The following is a 21,510-nucleotide window of genomic DNA, read 5'->3' on the forward strand; positions in this document are numbered from 1 at the left end:
CTGCACCTAGGTTATTACTAATTACTTTTAGTTGGCAGTAATAAAGTGTAATAAAACATGTGCAACTATAAACTACACATGCTTTTAGTAGAGCTACATCCAGCTACGGGGATCAGATTCAACCTGCATAAGTGTAAAATCAATTATAAAGTCAGCATCTTGCTGCTTTATATAGGGCATAAAAGCGTAACCTGAGGCGAGTTGTATATACACACTTTTTAACCCTGAGCGACGCATTAAGTAGGTACTTATACTTCGGGCACTTTGTGTTTTATACAGTTCAAACACCCGATAATGTACGCCAATCAAGCCTTTGCGCACCACCATATAATATCGGCCATTATCTTCATGTAAGTAATAGCCATAACGCTGATACGACAAGGTAACTAAACCAGAAAATGCAACAAATACACCTAAACTAAGCCACATATTAAACTCAGCTACTAAGCAAAAAACAAATACTAATATGCTCGGTAAAAGCGCATAAAAAACTAAGTTTTTATATAGTAGTGCGCGCTCTGCGCCTGTAAATGCGAGGTTTTTGCTATTAAACCAAGGATAAATCCATTGGCAAACACTGTTTACTTGTGCCGCGTTTAATACCGGTAAGAGCAAGGTTTGTTTATTATTTTTAGCAGCAACGCCTGCTACCATACCACCACTGCTCGCTTGCAAGCATTCAACGGTAAAGCGTTTTAATAGTCGGGCAACTAAGTTTTGTTTTATAACAATTGATTGCACCTTATCTAAGCTCATAGATAACTGATGGCGCTCTAATAAGCCAGCAATGCGTTTAAACTTTTGTCCTTTAAAATACAGCTCGTAGTTATAAAACCGAATCAACGACATGCCAACCGACAACAACACCGCAATAATAACCAACAAAACAATTAAGGTGATCACCGCAAACATGGCAGCATTGGCCACTATACCTAGCTCTTGCTGGTAAAAGCCCTCCATTTTAGCAATCAGCTTTTGCTCTAAAAAATCGATAACAACATTTATAAATGGCGCAATAGCTGCAAAGGCTAAAATAGCCATATTTGATATTAAACCAAACTTAGCAATTTCTTTATTGCTAATAAATAGACTGCTTTGTGCTGTTACTTGGTGATCTACATTGTCAGTTACAGTATCTTGCTGCTGGGCTTTGTAAGCAAAAATTTGTTTACGCATTTGTTGTGCGTGTTCTTTGGTTATTCCCGGCAGTACCACTTCTTGCGCTACGCTACCTGCGGCATCAAAAATACAATTTACTAAGTTAATAGGGGTAAAATAAAACGGCTCAGCAATATTTACGTTTTGTACGCGAGCAAATTTAAGGGTTAAACGCTCTTTTTTAAATACGCCTTTTTTGAGTAAAATTTCGTGTTCTTCAGAAATACAAAAACGAAAGCTTTTATAATATAAAAAAGAGTAAATAAGCAAAGCAACAAGCGCGACGGCTCCGGCAATTTGTCCCCAAAATAGTTTGTTTTCAACTTGAGTTACAAACACAATCGTAATAGGTAGCAAATTAAATATGCCATCTCTTATAACTCGCACCATAAAATGGACAACAAAATACACTAACGCCCAAGGCGATACAGCTTGCCAATGTAAACTACTTGCGCTACCAGCGTTACTCATCTGCAGGGGTTGCTTGTGCGATGTTATCGTCGTTGCGGTAGTTTTGTACAAACTGGCGCATATTTTTACAATCGTCGTGAGTTAAGCCGCTAATTTGCAGGTCGGCGCTCATGCCACCAGCGCTGTATAGCTTTAAACTCGCTAAGCCGAGTTTGCGCTCAATTGGTCCGCGGTGCACCTCAATATGCTGTACTCGCGCTAGCGGCAAAATAACTATTTGCTGCCAAATAATTCCCTTTTTAAACGCGATATCGTGGGTGCGCATTGCTACCCCTTGCAGCTTTATACTCACTACATTATAAAACATTGATAATATGATAATTATTGGCATGCCAATCAACAAATACGTTTGCGCTAGATTAGCAAAAGCAGCATTTAAGTAACACGCCACCACTAAGCCGGTTATTAAAGGAATATAAAACGCCAGCCAATTAAGTTGCACATGCAGCAAAGCGTTAGCCGCCAATGGCTTAAACTCAATATTACTATGTTGTGGTAAGTTGGTTATTTGTTGATTATTAAACACCATATTATTGTTTAAACTCACTATTACTTATATAAATACAAGGCTCAACTCAGCCATTTAATGATGGTAATTAAGGTATGGCTTTGTTTTGGCGCGAGCGTAACGGCATCATTTAATACGTTGGCTGCTTCAAGGCAAAGCATGTTGTTATATTCAGTATTAGCAAAGTTAGATAAACGCTTTGATTTTTCTATCCATGGATTCCACAATACGCAAGAGCTGGAATTTTCTCGGCCCACACTAATTATACCCTCGGGAGTATTAATGGTTTGCACTGGCGCTGCTTGGGTATAAACCATGTCGGTTTCGCGGGCAAAACTAACCACATCACTTTGCATTACTGGAGCTTCGCCAAATTCAGTATATTGCGCACCTTGCAAACCATCAACGCTGGTATTGTTAATATCTGATGTTGGAAAATAAGTATGCAGCGCTTGCGAAAAGCTAAACGGTGTATTGCTTAAATTTGTGGTTGTTAAGCGCACTTGTAACTGCTCGTTTAGTACAAACTCAACTCGTAAGCTTGATTGATGCGGCCAATAATCAAGATTAACTAGTTTCATGGGTAATTTAAGGCTAACAATAACTTCGTATTCGGTTTCATGCACTTCATCGGCCTGCCACAAACTCGTTCGAGCAAAACCATGCGCCGGAAAATCGCTGTTATCGTGTGCTCCAAACCAAGGCCAACAAATTGGGATACCGCCGCGAATACTGGCATTTTCTTGGAATGTTTCTTCTTGAGATACCCATAACAATGGCTGCTTACCTTTTGGGGTAAACTCGGTAATTTGCCCGCCTTGCAAAAATATTTTTGCATCGCAATGGCTGCTATTTATATTAATAAATTCTAAACCGGTGTCAGTATGACAAATACTAACGGAAGGTGATAACTTCATATTATTTCCTATAATGCTGGCACGTAGTGTTAAATGTGCACCTAAATAGTCAAGTAAGCTTATAAATCATCTACATGATAAGCGAAATAATTTAAATATCGATCGCTTTATTTTCACTCGGTAATACCTGCGAGGTATTTATAAATAATTACTTTGTACTAATACTTATTTATAAATGTCACCCTCAGTAAATTAGCAATACTTATAAATTGATAAAAAAAACTCATTATCTATACTCTATAGGCTTAAAGGTATACTACAGCCATTAGCGAATAAAACACTACAGACATAGATTAAAAATTAAAAAACACAAATTTTAATTACTGCTCAAACTAATAAAAACCACAAAAAGCAGGCTAAAATGCAATATATCATTTGAATTCAATTTACTTGATGTGTAACATTTCGCGATTATGGCAAACCATTGCGCCCTTTTAACGAGATTAGCTAAATGCAAAAACATAACGAGTTATTGGTTTCTTTACGTAAAGTGATTCGTGCGATCGATTTACACTCTAAGCAACTGAATAAAACTTCAGGCTTAACTGGGCCACAACTGCTTATAATGCAAGAGGTTTCCCATACAGATGGGATAACAGCAAGCCGTATAGCTCAAAATGTAAATTTAAGCCCGGCAACCGTTACTAATATTCTTGATAGGATAGAAGGTAGAGACTTAGTAACTCGGGTACGTAGCCAAATGGATAAGCGTCGAGTGAGTTTATACCTCACCGATAAAGGAAAGGAGTTACTTGATAAAGCACCGCAACCACTACAAGAGCATTTTATTGCTAAGTTTTCGGCACTTGCAGAGTGGGAGCAGAGCCTATTACTGTCGTCAATGCAGCGCATTGCCGCAATGATGGATGCAGATAAACTTGATGCATCGCCTCTGTTAGAAGTGGGTGCGCTTACTCAAGCTCCTAAATAATAAATTTACACAGGATGTGCTTTTACATCTTAAATTTTCAATCAAAATCTGAGCAGCAATTTATGACTAAACTTTCGAAATTAACACTTGCCCTCATGCTAGCTGGTGCGTCGAGCAATGTATTCGCCGCAGATCTAGACACGCTTCAAACTCAGCTTAAACAACTTAAACAGCAAATGCAGATGCTAGAGCAGCAATTAGCAGCTGAAAAAACCAAACAACAACAAATTAATGAGCAACACGAACAACAAGTTGCTCAAATAAGTAAAAAAGCGGATACAAAAATTGTTGCTGTTGCAGAGTCTGAATCAGATAAAAAAGACGAAGGCATTAAAATTGGCGGTGCTATTCGCGCTAATTACAGCATTAATTCATACGATGATGACAATAAAGATCGCGGCGGCGACTTTGATTTTGATATTTTCCGTTTAAATGTATCTGGTGAAATTAATGATATTTCTCTAAATGGTGAAATTCGCTTTTACGATTACATGACTGTAATTAAATACGCTTACCTTGGTTATGAGTTTGTGGATGGTTGGGAAGGCCAAGCAGGTATAACATCTGTTCCTTTTGGTAACGGCCCGTACAACTCACACAGTTATTTTTTTAGCACTAACTATTACGTAGGGTTAGAAGACGATTTTGATTTAGGTGTGGTAGTAAAACGTAAACTTAAAGACAACTGGAAGCTAGACCTTGGTTTTTTCAAAAATGATGAACTAGGCGGAGTAGACGGTGGTTCCGATAAAAGCAAGCGTTACTCGTACGATATTGTAGGTAGTCGTGCACCAAATGAAGGTACATACGCAGAACCTGTAAATAAAATTGGTGAATACAATACCTTTGCAGGTCGCGCAACGTATCAAGTAGAGCATAGTAAAAACGTAATTACCGATCTGGGTGTATCGCTATTAAGTGGCGGCCTACATGACGGTAATGACCGTGCTGGAAGCTACGGTGCATGGGCTGTGCATCTTGATAGCAAAATTAATAACTGGAACGTACAATTTCAACATGGCGAGTACGACTACGACCTAGACGATAATAGCAACCGTTTTGCTGTAGGTGCTTACGCTTATTACGATACTGTTTCGAGCAAAGCAACAATGACTAACTTCAACGTAGCTTATAACTACTCACTTGAGTGGGGCCCAGTGACCGACATTCAGTTTTACAACGATTACGGTATTATTTACGACAAGTCTGATAACAGCGCAAATACTTGGATGAATGTAACGGGTATGAGTGTTGCTGCAGGTGGTTTCTTTAGTTACTTCGACTTTATCCAAGCACGTAATCAACCATTTATTGGCGGAACAATTATTGGTGAAGGCGATACAGAACGTCGCTTTAATATTAACCTTGGTTATTACTTTTAAGCCAAGCAAGGTTAATTAGCTAGTTAACCTGAACTCTGGTTAAGATATTTACTAACGTATTGAATCATAGTTATATTTGATTTTATTTTCTCTAGCCAGAGGTTTTCAGTGAAAACAAGGCGAATTTACGCGTCAATAGCTGGCCTATTGCAAGTAAATTCAACGCAGTTAGCGCTGAAAATAGCTGCTTGAGATAAGTTTATTATCCGCAGCTCAGGTTAGTTATAAAGGGCAACTTTGTTTGCCCTTTTTGCTGCGCTAATTTTATTTATTCCTTTATGTCCACGTATTAAGTAACTGCAATTGCGCTTAAATTTCGGCATTAATTACTCTATAATCAAACTAACTATAATTTAATAAAACTAACCTAAGTGAATATAAAAACAACCTATATATATTACAAAAAGGTATGGTTTAAAGTACTTGGCTTAATGCTAGTTGTACTTGGAATTATAGGTATAGTACTACCGGTTATGCCCACCACCATCTTTTTTATTTTAGCTCTGGCCTGCTTTACTCGCTCATCGCCTGCACTTGAGCATTGGCTTTTAAATCATCCACGATACGGCACTACCCTGCACCAGTGGCAAGCACATAAAGTAGTGCCTGTTAAAGCCAAATATTGCGCCGCTTTGGGCATGCTGGTTGGTTTTATATTTTTACTGGCTTCATCTCCTGCTGTTTGGGTTATTTTTTTAGTTGCCATAATTGAAGTGGCTGTAATGATTTATTTAATTTTAAGACCCTCTTCCATACCAAAAAGTTGAACATCCCGCTTTAACAACGTAAATACCCGCTGTTTATAAAAACTTAATGTAAAGTTTAGTAAGTATATTTGTAATAGCTAATACAAATCATTATCATGTGGTAAATATTAATTAGTTTACAGTTATTATGGCGTTTATTAACAAACGAGCTTTATATAGCACCAGCCGGGCTTTACACATTTATATTTCTACAGCGCTATTTTTTTTGCTTATTTTATTTTGTGTTAGCGGCATAGTACTTAACCATGTTGACTGGCTTAAAAATGATAAAAATAATGGCCAAATATCAACTCCAATTCCAAGTGCATTGGCTGCCAAAGCAAATGCGCAGTTAAGTACCTTACCTACACTCTACCCCGAAATAGAAGCTTACTTAGCCAAGCAATATGCGCTCACTAACGTAAAAAGCATTGAATGGGAAAAAGAGGACGCACTGGTAATGCTCGACTACCCATTACCCGCGGGGTTTGCCTACGCCGAGCTCGACTTTATAAGTGGCACACTAAACCTTGATTACCAAACAGGTGGTTTTTTAAGCCTAATTGGCGATCTACATAAAGGCCGACATAGTGGCGAAGCATGGAGTTGGGTAATAGATATCTCAGCTGTATTAATGATCTTATTTGCCATTACCGGCATGATTATTTTATTTCAAAACAGAAAAAAACGCTTAGCAGGAATATGGATAACGGTGTTAGGCATAGCAACGCCTGTCGTTATTTATTTATGTTGGGTTCCACAATTAAAAGGAGTGTATTAATGATTAAATTTAAAGTGTTTATAAGCGCAGCATTACTGCTAGTTGCGACGTTTTTTCAAGCGACTGCGCATGCACAAACTGCACAATTAGAAATTGAATTAAACCTACCCGAATTAGACGTACAACCGTATCACCGCCCTTATGTTGCAGTTTGGCTAGAAACAAGCGAGCGCAAACACGTTACTACGCTGGCACTTTGGGTACAAAAAGCCGAATGGTTTAAAGACTTACGCCAATGGTGGCGTAAAGCCGGTAAGAGTAACCTTAACTTCGACGGCATAAGCGGCGCAACCAAACGAGCTGGATCTTACACCATTAATTGGCAGGGCAATGATTTAGACGGTAACCCAGTAAAACCGGGTAAATACTTACTTAATATTGAAGTGGTACGCGAAGAAGGCGGCCGAGATTACAGCCGTGTCGAAATAGACCTAACACAAGAGGGTAAAATCACGATTGATGGTACCAATGAATTTTCACAAAGCTTCGTCACTATTATTGCCAAGTAATACATAGCAGCAAATAAAGCATCCGCTAAAACCATTTAAAAAGGAACGATTATGAAAATCAATTTACTTAAAAGTGCATTAATTGGCGCACTTACAGTCACTGCACTTGCATCAAGCTATGCTAACGCCCATGCACAATGGTTAGTGCCATCGCATACTTCTTTATCTGGCGATAAAGCGCATTATGTAATGATTGACGCGAGTATTTCTAATGAAATTTTTGCTCCCGACAAAGCATACCGCCCAACTGAGAAAGACGCACAATACGACGACAATTTACTGATGGCTATCGGCCCTGACGGCAAACCTATTAGCGATAATATTCGCGCTTACTTTTTACAGCGTAAAAACTCTGCGGCAGTTAAATTAACCAACGAAGGGACTTACCATATTGCAATGAAACGTGAACCACGTTTAATGACCTTTTATAAAGATGCAAAAGGTGAGCGTCGTCGTGTTTTTGGTGGCAAAAACAGTAAAGATATTCCAGCAGACGCTACAGATATTAAAACAACCAAAGCATTTTCTACCGTTGATACGTTTGTAAGTCGTAACGGCACATCTAAGCCTGCACTACTTGGTAAAGGTTTAGAGATTAGCGGCCCAACTCACCCTAACGATTTATTTGTTGGTGAACAAGCGCGTTTTCAGTTGCTCAAAGCTGGTAAGCCGGCAGCAAACGTTGAGCTGGCAATATTAAAAGGTGATACACGCTACCGTAACGAACGTGGCGAAGTTAAAGTAACCACTGACAAAAACGGCTTTTTTAGCACAACGTGGCAGCACCCGGGTTTATACTTAATTGAAGCAAGCGTGAGCGAAGAGTCGTCTGAAAAAGGCATAGATAACGTGCGTTACTCGTTATTTACTACATTAGACGTTGCGCCAGAGTAATACTTAACTCTTGAATTAAAACATTAAAAACAATAAAGAGGCCAAGTAATTTACTTGGCCTTTTTTATTTACATTTACTAAATTAATTGTATTAAAAAACACCTCAATTCACCCTGTGGTTGCAACTACTCAACACAAGCACACCTATTTAAATTAGTACGTTCAGCGCAAAGTAAACACCAGCCTTAGCTATTTGCATAACTTAGTTTGTTTTGATCTTTGCACTATCCTATTAGCTTCTTTAAGATGCGGCGCTTTTAGACTCAACAATAGCAGCCCTTGGGGGATCACATGACCATACAGCGCTTTTCAGCGAAAAAATTAGCACTTAGCTTGGCCGTTACTACTGCATTGAGCACGCCTTATTCAGTAGCTGTAGCCGCAGAGCCAGATAGTCAAGCACAAGAAAATATCGAAGTAATTTCGGTAACGGGTACTCGTCGCAGCTTACGCAGTATTGCTGAAAGTTCAGTACCTGTTGATATTATTACCAGTCGCGATATGGCCAGTACAGGCCAGCTTGAAATCAGCCAAGTACTTGCAAACCAAGTGCCAAGCTTTAACTACCCAAGCGCAACAATGGGCGATGGTACAGACCATGCTAAACCTGCAGTTTTGCGTGGTTTAGCCCCCGATCACACCCTAGTGCTTATTAATGGTAAGCGTCGTCATTCAGGTGCGCTATTAAACTTAGCTGGCGTAGTTGGGCGTGGTTCAACAGCTGTTGATTTAAATATGATCCCAACATCGGCAATTAAGCGCGTAGAAGTATTACGCGACGGTGCCGCAGCGCAATACGGCTCAGATGCTATTGCAGGGGTTATTAATATAATTCTTAAAGATGCAGCGCAGGGCGGCAGTGTAAGCGTAACTTACGGACAATATGATACTCAAATGGCCGGAGTACCTCAGCTTGAAAGCGTGTACGCAGATGCAAACGGCAACTTAGCATTTAATACTGGCGACGATCGTAAAATGAGCGATGGCGCAACGCGTACTATTAGTGCTAATTCTGGTTTTTCGTTAGCTGATAACGGTTTTGTAAACGTGTCTATTGAATATCGTGATAACGACTCTACCCAGCGCTCTGGTTTTGACCCTCGGGAGCAATATAGCCGCCTTGATGATGGTAGCCTAGATCCACGCGAGTTCACTATCGATCGTTACAATCACCGCTTTGGTAAAGCAGAGCTTGAAGACTATGCACTGTTTTACAACATGGGCTACGACTTTGATAACGGCTTAAACTTATACTCTTTTGGTAGCTACTCTAAGCGTGAAGGCAACTCAGGCGGATTTTATCGCCGAGCTGTAGATAAAAATAACATTTTAGACGTTTACCCTAATGGCTTTTTGCCACAAATTGAAACCGACGTAGAAGATTACTCTCTCGCTCTTGGTTTACAAGGTGAAACAGGCGACTGGACATGGGATGTAAGTACCAACTACGGCCGCAACGACTTTGCATTAGGCGTAGTAAATAGCTTAAATACATCTTTAGGTGCCACCAGCCAAACCGAATTTGATAACGGCGCATTGGTTTATGACCAATTTATTGTTAATGGAGATGCCAGCACAGCATTTGATTTAGGTTTACCAGATGACGTATTTTTTACTATAGGTGCTGAATACCGCCACGAAAGCTACAAAATAGAACAAGGCGAAGAAGCTTCTTATATTACCGCGCTTGATAGTAACGGCAACCCAATTGCAGCAGGTGGTGCACAGGTACTATCTGGTTTTGGTCCGCAAAGTGTTACCGACGAAAGCCGCCACAACGTAGCACTTTTTGTTGAATTTGATACCTACTTAACAGAAAAGTGGAATGTGGTTTTAGCCAGCCGTTATGAAGATTACAGCGACTTTGGCGACACATTCACTTCAAAAATAGCAACGCGTTACAGTATTACTGATAACTTATCGTTACGTGGTGCAGCAAGTACCGGCTTTCGCGCGCCATCGCTAGCACAAAGCTCGTATCGTCAAATATCAACCATACTTGAAAACAACCAAGCGTTTGAAGTAGGTTTATTTCCAAGTGACTCTCCAGCAGCACAAGCATTAGGCGCTAAAAAACTAGACGCTGAAGACTCTGTAAACTTAACCGCTGGCTTTGTCTACACTCAAGGTAATTTTAGCCTAACGGTTGATGCATATCGTATTGATATTGATGACCGGATTGTACTCTCTGAAAACCTAGCCGGTGCAGCAGTTGCGCAAATTTTAGCAAACGCTGGTGAGCTAAACACCGAAAGCGTACGCTACTTTACCAATGCAATAGACTCACGTACGCAAGGTGTAGACATAGTTGCAACTTATTTACTGGAACTAGATAACCTAGGCGACGTACGCTTAAACGCAGCGGTTAACTTTAACGACACTAAAGTCACCCATATAGACGACAACCCTGAAGAACTCAATTCGTTAGGTGATGACTATGTTGTATTTGCTCGGCGTGAAGTGGGCCGTTTTGAAGAAGGCACACCAGATAGCAAACTAAACTTATCGGCTGTTTGGAGCTTTAACGAATGGCAAACTACACTGCGTGCCACGCGTTATGGCGAAGTTGCTGATATTTCTACAAGCAGCGACCGAGATGAATACCTAGATGCAAAATGGATAACCGATCTTGAAGTGGCTTATAGCCCTAACGATGAATGGAAATTTGCCGTAGGCGCTAACAACCTTTTTGATCAGTACCCACAAGCAACTGTAGATAACATTGGTTACTCTAACTTTGGTCAAATATTCCCGTACACCCCCTACGTGCCATACAGTTTAGATGGCCGCTTTTTATACGGTAATATTACTTACCGCTTTTAATAAAAGTGCTAGCTAAAAGTTGAAAGTTATAAAGGATGCATTACGCATCCTTTTTTTGCTGCTTAACGATTGATCTAAGTAACATTCGCGTTAATCCTGAAAAAAATCTCATTATGATTAAAGCAGAGCTAGGGTATGTCAGCGTTAATAATACTTTGAAGGCTGTAAAATTTTAAAAAAAACAGCATTTTTAGCCACTTAAATTATTGTATTTTATAAGCGTGTCAGTCATTCTATTTATACGCAAACCACTTGGGTTTAAAAACTCACCTAGGAAAAACACGTGTTAGAAATAGCTTTAATTTACTTAGCGGCAGCAATTGTAGCTGTGCCTATTGCCAAACGAGTAGGACTCGGATCGGTGCTGGGTTATTTAATCGCAGGCATACTTATTGGCCCTTATGCCTTAGCTATGGTTGGCGATCAAACCGATGTAATGCACTTTGCCGAATTTGGCGTAGTAATGATGCTATTTTTAGTTGGTTTAGAGCTGCAACCTTCACGTTTATGGACATTACGCCACTCAATTTTAGGGTTAGGTGGTTTACAAGTAGTGTTAACCGCAGCCGTTATTTTTGCATCTTGTTATTGGCTGTTTGCCATGCATTGGCAAACAGCCCTTGCCATTGGTTTAATGCTGGCGCTTTCCTCTACCGCTATTGTACTGCAAAGCCTAGAAGAAAAAGGCTGGCTAAAACAAGAAGCTGGGCAAAATGCTTTTTCTGTACTGCTATTTCAAGATATCGCTATTATTCCTATTTTAGCGTTATTACCCTTACTCGCATTTGCACCACTGAGTGGCAACGCCGAGGTTAGTGATTCAATTATTGCCAACTGGCCGGTTTGGCAACAAGTAGGTGCATCGATTGCTGTTATTGCCGCCATTATTGCTTGCGGTAAATATATATCGGCCCCCATTTTTAGATATATAGCGCAAACACATATACGTGAAATATTTACCATTTTTGCGCTTTTTTTAGTGGTTGCCATTGCATTGGTTATGCAAAGTATTGGCTTATCACCTGCGCTGGGTACCTTTTTAGCTGGCGTAGTACTTGCCGAAAGTGAATTTAGGCACGAGTTAGAGGCCGACATAGAGCCTTTTAAAGGTCTGCTATTAGGGCTATTTTTTATTACTGTGGGCGCGTCGATTAACTTTGAACTGTTTTTTAATCAATTTAGCACTGTGATTAGCTTAGTTGTTTTATTGATAGTAATTAAAGCCTGTATTTTATTTGCGCTGGCTTTTACCTTTAAAATAAATAAAAAGCAGCAACTATTATTTACACTGGCTTTGGCACAAGGAGGCGAATTTGCTTTTGTATTATTAAGTGTAACTAGTACGCTAAGCATTTTAACGCCCGAACAAACCGCATTAACAACCTTAGTGGTGGCTATTTCTATGTTAATAGCCCCTTTATTATTAATGTTTTACGAGCAACTGCAAAAACGCGATAGCAGCGTAAAGCCTGAATTTGATAAACCCGAGCATATTAGCAGCGCTAAACATGTCATTATTGCGGGCTACGGTCGCTTTGGCCAAGTAATGGGGCGTTTACTGCATGCCCAGGGTTACGAAATAACAGTACTTGATCATAGCCCTACGCAAATTGAATTATTACGCCGCTTTGGTAAAACGGTATTTTATGGTGATGCTGGGCGTCAGGAGTTACTTGAAGCCGCAGGCGCAAAAACAGCGCAAATGCTGGTAGTGGCTATAGATAACCCCGATAAAACATTAGAAATTATTAAGCTTGCGCAAAAAAACTACCCGCAGTTAAAAATTGTTGCACGTGCTATCGACCGTCGTCACGCTTATCAATTACTTAGTTTAAAAGTAGATGCCTTTAATCGTGAAACTGTTGATTCTGCCATCAGCCTTGCAGTTAAAGCGCTCGAGTTATTAGGTAACAATAAACCCGATGCCGAGCGAGCTGGTAAGCTATTTAGAGATCACGACCGCGCCAGTGTATTACAGTTAGCAAAATTATGGGGCGACGATATTAGCTACGGTGTAGCTGTACGCCAGCGTATGGAAGATTTAAAACAAGTACTACAACAAGACAAACAAGCACAAGAAGATTTAAATACCTGCGACGACAACGACTATATTGCGGGCTTAACAGAGGACGCTGCCAAGCCAAAAAAATCTAATGATAATGCTCACCTTGGATAGCTTGCCCCTGCTGGTTATAAAAGCCAGTGGCGCTATGCTCAATAAAACCAAGGTTAATCATTTTAGCTAAAAAGGGATCGTTTTCGTTGTCGCCTATATCGGCATAGTCAGTAGTTTGAAAGTTATCCCATTTAGCAAACTGAGCAACTATCGCTTGCTCGTTACTGCTTACATTATTAAGGCTGAGTAAGGTGCTTACTTGGCTTTTTTTACTGCTGACACTAAATGTTTTAACCAACTTTGACTGTGTAAATAAAGCCAGCTTATACTCAGTTTCAGCTTCGTTTAACACATAGTTTTTTACTTCATCACAACCTGTACCCTGAGTATTTACTAACGTCATTTTTGCTATTAAATGCGCATCCACCAGCTGGTTTTTTGCACTCCAGTTTTGTACTCCACGTACTTCTGACGGTTGGTATTCAATACCCCGCTGCTGAGCATTAAAGTAACGAATTGGCCGTATTTGCTTATTAGTTAAATGCTGCCACAGTTCGGTCGTTATTTCGTTTTGATGCGCTACTTGTTGCTGGTTTCGCCACAGGGTTAGCGCTTGAGTTGTTGGCTCGTTATTTTTATTGTTGGTTACAGTGTAAGTTGCTTTTAATAGCGCTGGGTTAACATTGCATTGCTGGGAAAAAGCGCTGCTACTGAATAATACGGTCATCATTAATAATGCTTTTTTCATTGGGTACTCTTTTTAAATGGCTCTAATTTATGCTTTTAACATAGCTAAAAATAATGGCTGTTTTATGGCAAAATATAATATAAAAACAACCCGCACAGAGTACGAGTTGTTTTGCACACACAATTTATAAACTTACTACTGCGCCACTTTGTCGTTTGCTGTTTTAACTAAATCTGCGGCAAAGTCCATTACATGAAATAAAAAGCTTTGCTCATTAGTGCCTGTCACTAAGTGCGCACCAGGGCCTATAGCATATACGCCAACATCTTCACCTGCGTGTGTTTCTGAGCTCATTGGTACCAGCGCTTCTTGATGAAAACCAGGGGTAGTAGTATCAACATTGGTTAAATCAACCCGCCCTGTTACTGGTGCAAAGTTATAACCTACGTCAGCATCTGTTTCGCTACCGAGGTTTCTAAAACCACCACCATTGGTATAACCTAGCGTTGTATATGGCATATCATCGGCCGCTAGGCTTGGCGTTGTTTCGCCTACGCCCACCACTTTACCTAAAATAGGATTACCGCGTTTAGGGTAACCCGCAATGGTAAATACATGGCTGTGATCGGCTGTTACAACAATAAGCGTTTCCTCTGGATTGGTGTTATTCATGGCAACTTGTACTGCTTTTGCCAATTCAATGGTGTCGTTTAAAGCGTTATATGCATTACCCGCATGGTGCGCGTGATCAATACGACCCGACTCAACGGTTAAGAAAAACCCTTTGTCGTTTTTGCCCAGTACATTTATGGCTTTTTCGGTCATTTGTGAAAGCGAAGGCTCGCCAGCAATATCATTTGCGCGGTCTGCTTCGTACTGCATGTGAGATTCGTTAAACAGCCCAAATACTTTAGTAGCATCATCGCTAATTGCATCAAAACCGGTTTGATCCATTACGTAAGTACCATTTGGATATTGCCCTTGCCATTCACTAATTAAATTACGATTATCAGTACGATCCCCTTCAACTGCACTTACTGCATCGGCTGAATTAAACGCAGCATCTTTTGGTAAAAAATGACGACGCCCGCCACCCATAACAACATCAATGCCATCTACATCAACACCATTAAAGCGCGCTTTTAGGTTGGCTTCAAAGTTAACCAGTTGCGATGCAATATCTTCACAATTAGCTGACTCGCTCGCGGGCATATCAGAAATATCTTCCCAGTTACGATCGGCCGATTTTGCGTACATAGCCGCAGGTGTTGCATGAGTAATGCGGGCAGTTGAAATAATACCGGTCGCTTTACCCGCAATTTCAGCAAGCTCTAGTGAGGTAACTAGCTCATGTCCTTTGCCCGACACACAATTACCACGCTCAACCGCTTCATCAATACCAATAACACCCACATCGGTTTTAACCCCTGAGGCCATTGCGGTCATAGTGCCGGCCGAATCGGGCGTTTGTGCATCTACGTTATAGGTTTTTACAAAACCTGAATACGGCATAGTTTCAAAGCTTAATTGATGCTCCTCACCCATTTCACCTTCTAACTGCCCGGCTAAAATACGCGCTGCAGTTATTGTCGAAATTCCCATACCATCGCCAACAAATAAAATAATATTTTTAGCCTTGCCTGACTCAGTCACTATGCTCGCATTTGCTGTTTTTGTGGTTGCTAACTTGGTTTGTGCATCGCTAAACCAAGCATTACTAGTAAGCGATGCTAACTGCTCGCTGCTAAGCGACGTAGCTGGTGCATTACATACTAAGTTACTTGATGTAGCCTCACTGCTTTCTAATATTCCATTACCGTTGGTATCTTCGCCTGTTTGTGTTGTTACTCCGCCGTTAACACATTGCTCAGACCCGACAGCAATTACGTTATTGACAGTTAATATACTATTTTGGTTTTTATCGCTGTCACTTGAGCAACCCGTTAGTGCAAGAGTTACTGCTAAAGAAAGTACCGTTAATTTTTTCATGTTAGCCGCCATTATTGCTGAGTTAGTTCAAGAGCTTGATTAATTATATGAAACACTACATTTTGCTCAATTACGCCTTGTGCAAGCTGAGCACCGGGGCCTGTTGCATGCAATGAAATGTCTTCACCTGCGTGTGTTTCCGAGGCCAATGGCACTGTTGTTTCTTGATGAAAACCAGGGGTTGTTGTATCAATCCCTTGTAACTCAACGCGCCCTGCCACAGCAGCACTTGCATAGCTTGCATCGGCATCTGTTTCATCACCTAAGTTTCTAAACCCTAAACCATTGGCGTAACCAACTGTGGTATAGGGCTTGTTATCGGCAGCTAGGCTGGGGGCTGTTTCGCCCACGGCCACAACTTGACCTAAAATAGGGTTGCCGCGTTTGGGATAGCCCGCAATAGTAAATACATGACTGTGATCGGCAGTGACTAAAATGAGGGTTTCTTCTGGATTGGTGTTATCAACCGCAGCTTGTACCGCTTTGGCCAACTCTATTGTGTCGTTAAGTGCATTATAGGCATTGCCCGCATGGTGCGCGTGATCAATACGACCCGATTCAACGGTTAAGAAAAAGCCTTTGTCGTTTTTGCCCAGCACTTCAATTGCTTTAGTAGTCATATCGGTAAGTGAAGGCTCGCCAGCAATATCGTTTGCGCGGTCTGCTTCGTATTGCATGTGGGATTCGTTAAATAAGCCAAATACTTTAGTAGCGTCATCGGCAATATTATCAAAGCCGGTTTGGTCCATAACATACGTTGCAGTAGGGTATTGCGCTTGCCATTCACTAATCAAATTACGATTATCGGTACGATCCCCTTCTATTGCGCTTACTGCGTCTGTTGAATTAGCTGCTACGTTTTTGGGTAAAAAGTGCCGACGTCCGCCGCCCATAACAACATCAAGGCCATCTATATCAGTACCAACAAAACGCGCCTCTAGGTTTTTTTCAAAGTTAATTAGTTGCGAGGCAATATCTTCACAGCCAGCTGCAATTGCATCCTCTGGCATGTCTGAAATGTCTTCCCAGTTACGATCGGCCGATTTAGCATACGTTGCTGCAGGCGTTGCATGGGTAATTCGCGCTGTTGAAATAACCCCAGTTGCTAGGCCTTTAATTTCTGCCAGCTCTGTTGCTGTTAGTAACTCGTTGCCCGCAACTGTTGAACACACCCCACGCTCTATATTTTCGTCAACACCTATTACGCCAACATCGGTTTTTACACCCGAGATCATCGCGGTCATAGTGCCCGCAGAATCGGGAGTTTGTGCATCTACGTTATAGGTTTTAACTTGTGCGGAATACGGAAATGTCTCAAAGCTTAAGTAACCCTCTTCCCCCGATTGGTTATTGCGTTGTCCTTGTAAAATACGTGCGGCGGTTAGCGTTGATACCCCCATACCATCACCAACAAATAAAATTACGTTTTTAGCTTTGGTGGCTTTAACACTCTGCGCTTGGGTAGTTTTTGTTGTTAATTTTGTTTGCGCAGCACTATACCAACTGCTGTCTTTTTGGCTTTGCGGTAATACATTGGCATAACTAGCTGCGTTAAACGCAAATGTTAGCGCTATTGCCGCAGCAACTTTTTTAATTTTCATCCATAATTCCCATTATTTAGTGATTATTTTTTAAAAAATGTGTGACCACAAAAAGATCAACCGCTGCACTATAAAAAATAGATATGACTAATAAAGGTAATTTTTATGAAAGTTAAATGACTAAATTTATGAATGTAACTACTATAAAATCAAAACACATCAAAAATGCAAAACAAAGTTAAAAAATAAAACCCTTAATTTACAAAAGGATATAAAATAATCATGCCGTTTTATATAACTTTTAATTATATAAAGCTTGCTACATGTTTTAACTTACTCTAACATGCCTGCATCGGGTTGATTGAAAACCCAGCTTATTTGTAAGTACCACGTTGTTATTAGTAATAATCCTGCGCGTTATCCTCAGTTATATGCTTGTTTTCTCCCTGTTAAATTGCCTATTTTAAGGCACACTTTTATTAATTCTTAGGATACTATTATGTCTAATACTACAACTGGTACAGTAAAATTTTTTAACGAAGCAAAAGGTTTTGGCTTTATCGAGCAAGAATCTGGCGCAGACGTGTTTGCACATTTCAGTGCAATTTCAGGCGACGGTTTCAAAACTTTAGCTGAAGGCCAACGTGTACAGTTTACTGTTACTCAAGGTCAAAAAGGCCCACAAGCCGAAAACATTGTTTGCATCTAATTGCATAACAATTTAATGGGTTAGCAATAACCCATTTAGAATACTAGTTTGAAAGAAGTTCTGTTTTATTTGTTAGTACCGAGTTGTTTTAGTAATAATCCTACGCGTTATCCTCAAGTTAACTATTTTTTCCGGCTCAATCGCCTCTTTTCAGGCACACTTATATTAATTTTTTAGGATACATATTATGTCTAATACAACTACTGGTTCAGTAAAATGGTTTAACGAAGCAAAAGGTTTTGGCTTTATCGAGCAAGAATCTGGCGCAGACGTGTTTGCACATTTCAGTGCTATTGTTAGCGACGGTTTCAAAACTTTAGCTGAAGGCCAACGTGTACAGTTTACTGTTACTCAAGGTCAAAAAGGCCCACAAGCCGAAAACATTGTTTGCATCTAATTGCATAACAATTTAATGGGTTAGCAATAACCCATTTAGAATACTAGTTTGAAAGAAGTTCTGTTTTATTTGTTAGTACCGAGTTGTTTTAGTAATAATCCTACGCGTTATCCTCAAGTTAACTATTTTTTCCGGCTCAATCGCCTCTTTTCAGGCACACTTATATTAATTTTTTAGGATACATATTATGTCTACTACAACTACTGGTTCAGTAAAATGGTTTAACGAAGCAAAAGGTTTTGGCTTTATCGAGCAAGAATCTGGCGCAGACGTGTTTGCACATTTCAGTGCAATCTCTGGCGACGGTTTCAAAACTTTAGCTGAAGGCCAACGTGTACAGTTTACTGTTACTCAAGGTCAAAAAGGCCCACAAGCCGAAAACATTGTTTGTATATAAACACTGTTAAATAATACGCTTTAGTGTATTAACAGCTCACATATAATTAATTTGTCTGTGAGCTAATTTTTTACCACTTACATTAAGTAATTGGTATTACTAAACATTTAAAATTGAGTATGTACTATGCAGCTTAATTTATTTTCGACTCACTGTTCGAGTCAGTCTCGCCTTATGCTTTATTCCACCTTATCTTTATCAATCTTAAGTCTTTTATATTCCTAGTTTGTAGATACACAGTAAAAGCGCTGGGCGAATTTAAGAGAGTTTTATGAATTTGAACCCAACCGCACCATTATCATCACCAATTTATGACAACCCGATCCCGGGTCGTGAATTTATTTTAAGCCTTTTTGGCAAAATGAAAAAAAACCTTAACCGTGAACAAATCGCGCATGCCTTAGAGCTAAAAAATGCTGAGCAAAAAGAAGCCCTCAGAAGGCGTTTACGCGCCATGGAACGCGATGGCCAACTTATGTTTAGCCAACACAAAGGTTACCAAGTTATTGATCAAGCCTTACTTGTGAGTGGTGTAATTACCCTACATGCAGATGGCTTTGGTTTCGTTAATTATAGCGCCAGCGAAAAAGATTTATTTATCGCTAAGAACCAGTTAGCTCACGTATTTGAAGGCGATATAGTACAAATACTACAAGAAGCCGCTAGTCATAAACGCTCAAACAATAAATTAATAAAAATTATTGAGCATAAAACCACCCATTTAGCCGGTATATTAAAGCGCCAAGGCACAGACTACGTGCTAGTAGCCGATAACACAAAATGCCCACAAAAAGTGCAAGTAGCGCAGTGCCAATTAGCAAACACCAGTGTGGGCCAGTATGTAAACACTAAAATTACCCAGTACCCTACTTTTCGCCATGCAACTCAAGTGCAAATAACCGAAGTACTTGGTCTGCCTCACTCTGCAGGTATGGAAACAAAGCTTGCGCTGCGTCGTCATGGTGTTGCAGATAGCTGGAGCAAGGATTTACTAGCACAAGCAAGTTCACTTGGTAATGAAGTAACCGAGCAAGATAAATTAGCGCGTGTAGATTACCGCTTGTTTCCGTTTGTTACTATTGATGGCGAAGACGCAAAAGATTTTGACGACGCCGTATACTGCGAAAGAACAGAGCAAGGAAACTGGCGTTTACTGGTCGCTATTGCCGATGTGTCGCATTATGTAAAACCCAATGATGTGTTAGATATAGAAGCGCAACAACGCGCCACCTCTATTTATTGCCCGGGACAAGTTGTTCCTATGCTGCCAGAAGCATTATCAAATGGCCTGTGCTCGTTAAACCCACATGAAGATCGCCTGGTATTAGTGTGTGATATGACCATTAGCCAAGATGGTCAAGTGACTCAAGCTAATTTTACAGAGGGGCTGATCCACTCACATGCAAGGCTAACCTACACACAAGCACATGCTGTCATTGCTAAACCCCATTCTAGCTCAGCTAAACAATTAGCCGAATTGAATGCTGATGTGTCGCCACTGATTAAAAATTTGCATTATCTTTATTTAGATTTAAGCGCAGCGCGCAAACTTCGCGGCGCTATTGACTTTGATACGCAAGAGCTCAAGCTTAATCTGAATAAAAATCAAAAAATTACCAGTATTGAGCCAATAGAGCGCAATGACGCACACCGCATGATTGAAGAATTTATGCTGTGCGCTAACGTGTGTACCGCACAGTTTTTAGATAAACACCAAATCCCCGGATTATTTAGAGTACATGCAGGGCCACAACAGAAAAAGCTACAAACGCTACGGGCGCTACTGGCCGAAAAAAGACTGCAGCTTGGCGGCGGTGATAAGCCAACGCCAGCCGATTACAATAAACTACTAAATAACATTAGTCAGCGCAGCGATGCCAGCGTGATCCGTACTTTATTACTGCGCTCACAATCGCAAGCCGAATACTCGGCTAATAACCAAGGTCACTTTGGCCTAGCATACAATGCTTACGCTCACTTTACCTCGCCAATTCGTCGCTATGCAGATTTAGTAACCCATCGTGCAATTCGCGCCAAAATTCAGGCTAAGCAGCAAAATGGTTTACAGCGGGCGATAAGCTTCTTAAATGTGTTTGCTAATAAAGCGTCTAGCGTTAGCAAGTTAGCTAAAAAGGCATACCCTTATAACCTTGAAAGTATAGAAACATTAAGCTTGCATTGCTCAGCACAATCGCGCAAAGCCAACGATATTAGCCGTGAAGTAGAAAGCGCCTTAAAATGTAGCTATATGGAAAAATACCTTGGCGATACATTTACCGCCACTATTAGTGGTGTATCAAGCGCTGGCTTTTTTGTTGAGCTAGACTGCACAGGCGTTGAGGGTTTAGTAGCGGTGAGTAGCTTCAGCCAAGGTGAGTTTGTATTTAATGCTGCCAAACAACAGTGGAGCAACAGCAAACAAAAATTTACTATTGGTGAGCGTGTGAATGTGACCTTAAAAAGTATTGACTTACGCCAACGTAAAATGAGCTTTTCACTGGCTAGTTTAACGTTTCATTAATTGCAGTCAAGCTGCACTGTTAGTTATTAATT

Annotated in this window: 18 protein-coding genes; 12 read left to right on the plus strand and 6 right to left on the minus strand. The window is 40.4% G+C overall.

What is annotated here, in order from left to right; all coding sequences use genetic code 11:
* Positions 1-93 precede the first annotated feature (93 nt).
* Genes RB215_RS14570 through RB215_RS14580 form a run of 3 tightly spaced genes read right to left on the minus strand, consistent with a single transcriptional unit; the run spans position 94 to position 3,054 of the window.
* Complete coding sequence (locus RB215_RS14570; RefSeq protein ID WP_182678583.1) at positions 94-1,629, minus strand: PH domain-containing protein; 1,536 nt, start codon at positions 1,627-1,629, stop codon at positions 94-96.
* Positions 1,622-2,155 (minus strand): PH domain-containing protein, encoded by a 534-nt coding sequence (locus RB215_RS14575; protein ID WP_080516832.1) that lies wholly within the window; start codon positions 2,153-2,155, stop codon positions 1,622-1,624. Before RB215_RS14575 ends, RB215_RS14570 begins: the two co-directional genes overlap by 8 nt.
* 44 nt (positions 2,156-2,199) lie before the next feature.
* On the minus strand, positions 2,200-3,054 hold the full coding sequence (locus tag RB215_RS14580) for a D-hexose-6-phosphate mutarotase (RefSeq protein ID WP_011329591.1): 855 nt from the start codon (positions 3,052-3,054) through the stop codon (positions 2,200-2,202).
* 451 nt (positions 3,055-3,505) lie between these two features.
* On the opposite strand from RB215_RS14580, the gene RB215_RS14585 reads away from it, so the two are divergent.
* The 8 genes from RB215_RS14585 (at position 3,506) to RB215_RS14620 (ending at position 13,296) form a co-directional block, all read left to right on the plus strand.
* Positions 3,506-3,985: a MarR family winged helix-turn-helix transcriptional regulator gene (locus tag RB215_RS14585; protein ID WP_011329592.1), complete on the plus strand. Its 480-nt coding sequence runs from the start codon at positions 3,506-3,508 to the stop codon at positions 3,983-3,985.
* Between the two features lie 62 nt (positions 3,986-4,047).
* Entirely contained in the window at positions 4,048-5,367 is a 1,320-nt protein-coding gene (locus RB215_RS14590) for a porin (protein ID WP_011329593.1), read from the plus strand.
* Positions 5,368-5,738: 371 nt separating this feature from the next.
* Entirely contained in the window at positions 5,739-6,134 is a 396-nt protein-coding gene (locus RB215_RS14595) for a YbaN family protein (RefSeq protein WP_041454623.1), read from the plus strand.
* A 127-nt stretch (positions 6,135-6,261) separates the two neighbouring features.
* Complete coding sequence (locus RB215_RS14600; RefSeq protein WP_011329595.1) at positions 6,262-6,894, plus strand: PepSY-associated TM helix domain-containing protein; 633 nt, start codon at positions 6,262-6,264, stop codon at positions 6,892-6,894.
* Positions 6,894-7,403, plus strand: coding sequence for a DUF2271 domain-containing protein (locus RB215_RS14605; protein ID WP_089368903.1), 510 nt, complete (start codon positions 6,894-6,896; stop codon positions 7,401-7,403). Before RB215_RS14600 ends, RB215_RS14605 begins: the two co-directional genes overlap by 1 nt.
* 51 nt (positions 7,404-7,454) lie before the next feature.
* Positions 7,455-8,297: a DUF4198 domain-containing protein gene (locus tag RB215_RS14610; protein ID WP_011329597.1), complete on the plus strand. Its 843-nt coding sequence runs from the start codon at positions 7,455-7,457 to the stop codon at positions 8,295-8,297.
* Between the two features lie 291 nt (positions 8,298-8,588).
* Positions 8,589-11,120 carry a TonB-dependent siderophore receptor gene (locus RB215_RS14615; protein WP_182684138.1) on the plus strand — a complete coding sequence of 844 codons (2,532 nt, stop codon included), beginning with the start codon at positions 8,589-8,591 and terminating at the stop codon, positions 11,118-11,120.
* A 283-nt stretch (positions 11,121-11,403) separates the two neighbouring features.
* Complete coding sequence (locus RB215_RS14620) at positions 11,404-13,296, plus strand: monovalent cation:proton antiporter-2 (CPA2) family protein (RefSeq protein ID WP_011329599.1); 1,893 nt, start codon at positions 11,404-11,406, stop codon at positions 13,294-13,296.
* Here the strand turns inward: RB215_RS14620 and RB215_RS14625 are convergent.
* The 3 genes from RB215_RS14625 to RB215_RS14635 all read right to left on the minus strand — a co-directional run bounded on the left by RB215_RS14625 (position 13,271) and on the right by RB215_RS14635 (position 17,514).
* Positions 13,271-13,984 carry a hypothetical protein gene (locus RB215_RS14625; RefSeq protein ID WP_086993152.1) on the minus strand — a complete coding sequence of 238 codons (714 nt, stop codon included), beginning with the start codon at positions 13,982-13,984 and terminating at the stop codon, positions 13,271-13,273. The genes RB215_RS14620 and RB215_RS14625 overlap by 26 nt on opposite strands.
* Positions 13,985-14,119: 135 nt before the next feature.
* Entirely contained in the window at positions 14,120-15,913 is a 1,794-nt protein-coding gene (locus RB215_RS14630; protein WP_309216625.1) for an alkaline phosphatase, read from the minus strand.
* A gap of 11 nt (positions 15,914-15,924) precedes the next feature.
* Entirely contained in the window at positions 15,925-17,514 is a 1,590-nt protein-coding gene (locus RB215_RS14635) for an alkaline phosphatase (RefSeq protein WP_197108497.1), read from the minus strand.
* Positions 17,515-17,953: 439 nt separating this feature from the next.
* Between RB215_RS14635 and RB215_RS14640 the strand changes: the two genes are divergently transcribed.
* The 4 genes from RB215_RS14640 to rnr all read left to right on the plus strand — a co-directional run bounded on the left by RB215_RS14640 (position 17,954) and on the right by rnr (position 21,478).
* On the plus strand, positions 17,954-18,163 hold the full coding sequence (locus RB215_RS14640) for a cold-shock protein (RefSeq protein ID WP_011329603.1): 210 nt from the start codon (positions 17,954-17,956) through the stop codon (positions 18,161-18,163).
* Between the two features lie 187 nt (positions 18,164-18,350).
* Complete coding sequence (locus tag RB215_RS14645; protein ID WP_011329604.1) at positions 18,351-18,560, plus strand: cold-shock protein; 210 nt, start codon at positions 18,351-18,353, stop codon at positions 18,558-18,560.
* A 187-nt stretch (positions 18,561-18,747) separates the two neighbouring features.
* Positions 18,748-18,957, plus strand: a complete 210-nt coding sequence (locus RB215_RS14650) for a cold-shock protein (protein WP_064664818.1) — start codon at positions 18,748-18,750, stop codon at positions 18,955-18,957.
* 271 nt (positions 18,958-19,228) lie between these two features.
* Positions 19,229-21,478 carry a ribonuclease R gene (gene rnr, locus RB215_RS14655; protein WP_089368908.1) on the plus strand — a complete coding sequence of 750 codons (2,250 nt, stop codon included), beginning with the start codon at positions 19,229-19,231 and terminating at the stop codon, positions 21,476-21,478.
* Positions 21,479-21,510 lie beyond the last annotated feature (32 nt).

The sequence above is a fragment of the Pseudoalteromonas sp. HL-AS2 genome, assembly GCF_031198805.1.
GTDB lineage: Bacteria > Pseudomonadota > Gammaproteobacteria > Enterobacterales > Alteromonadaceae > Pseudoalteromonas > Pseudoalteromonas nigrifaciens.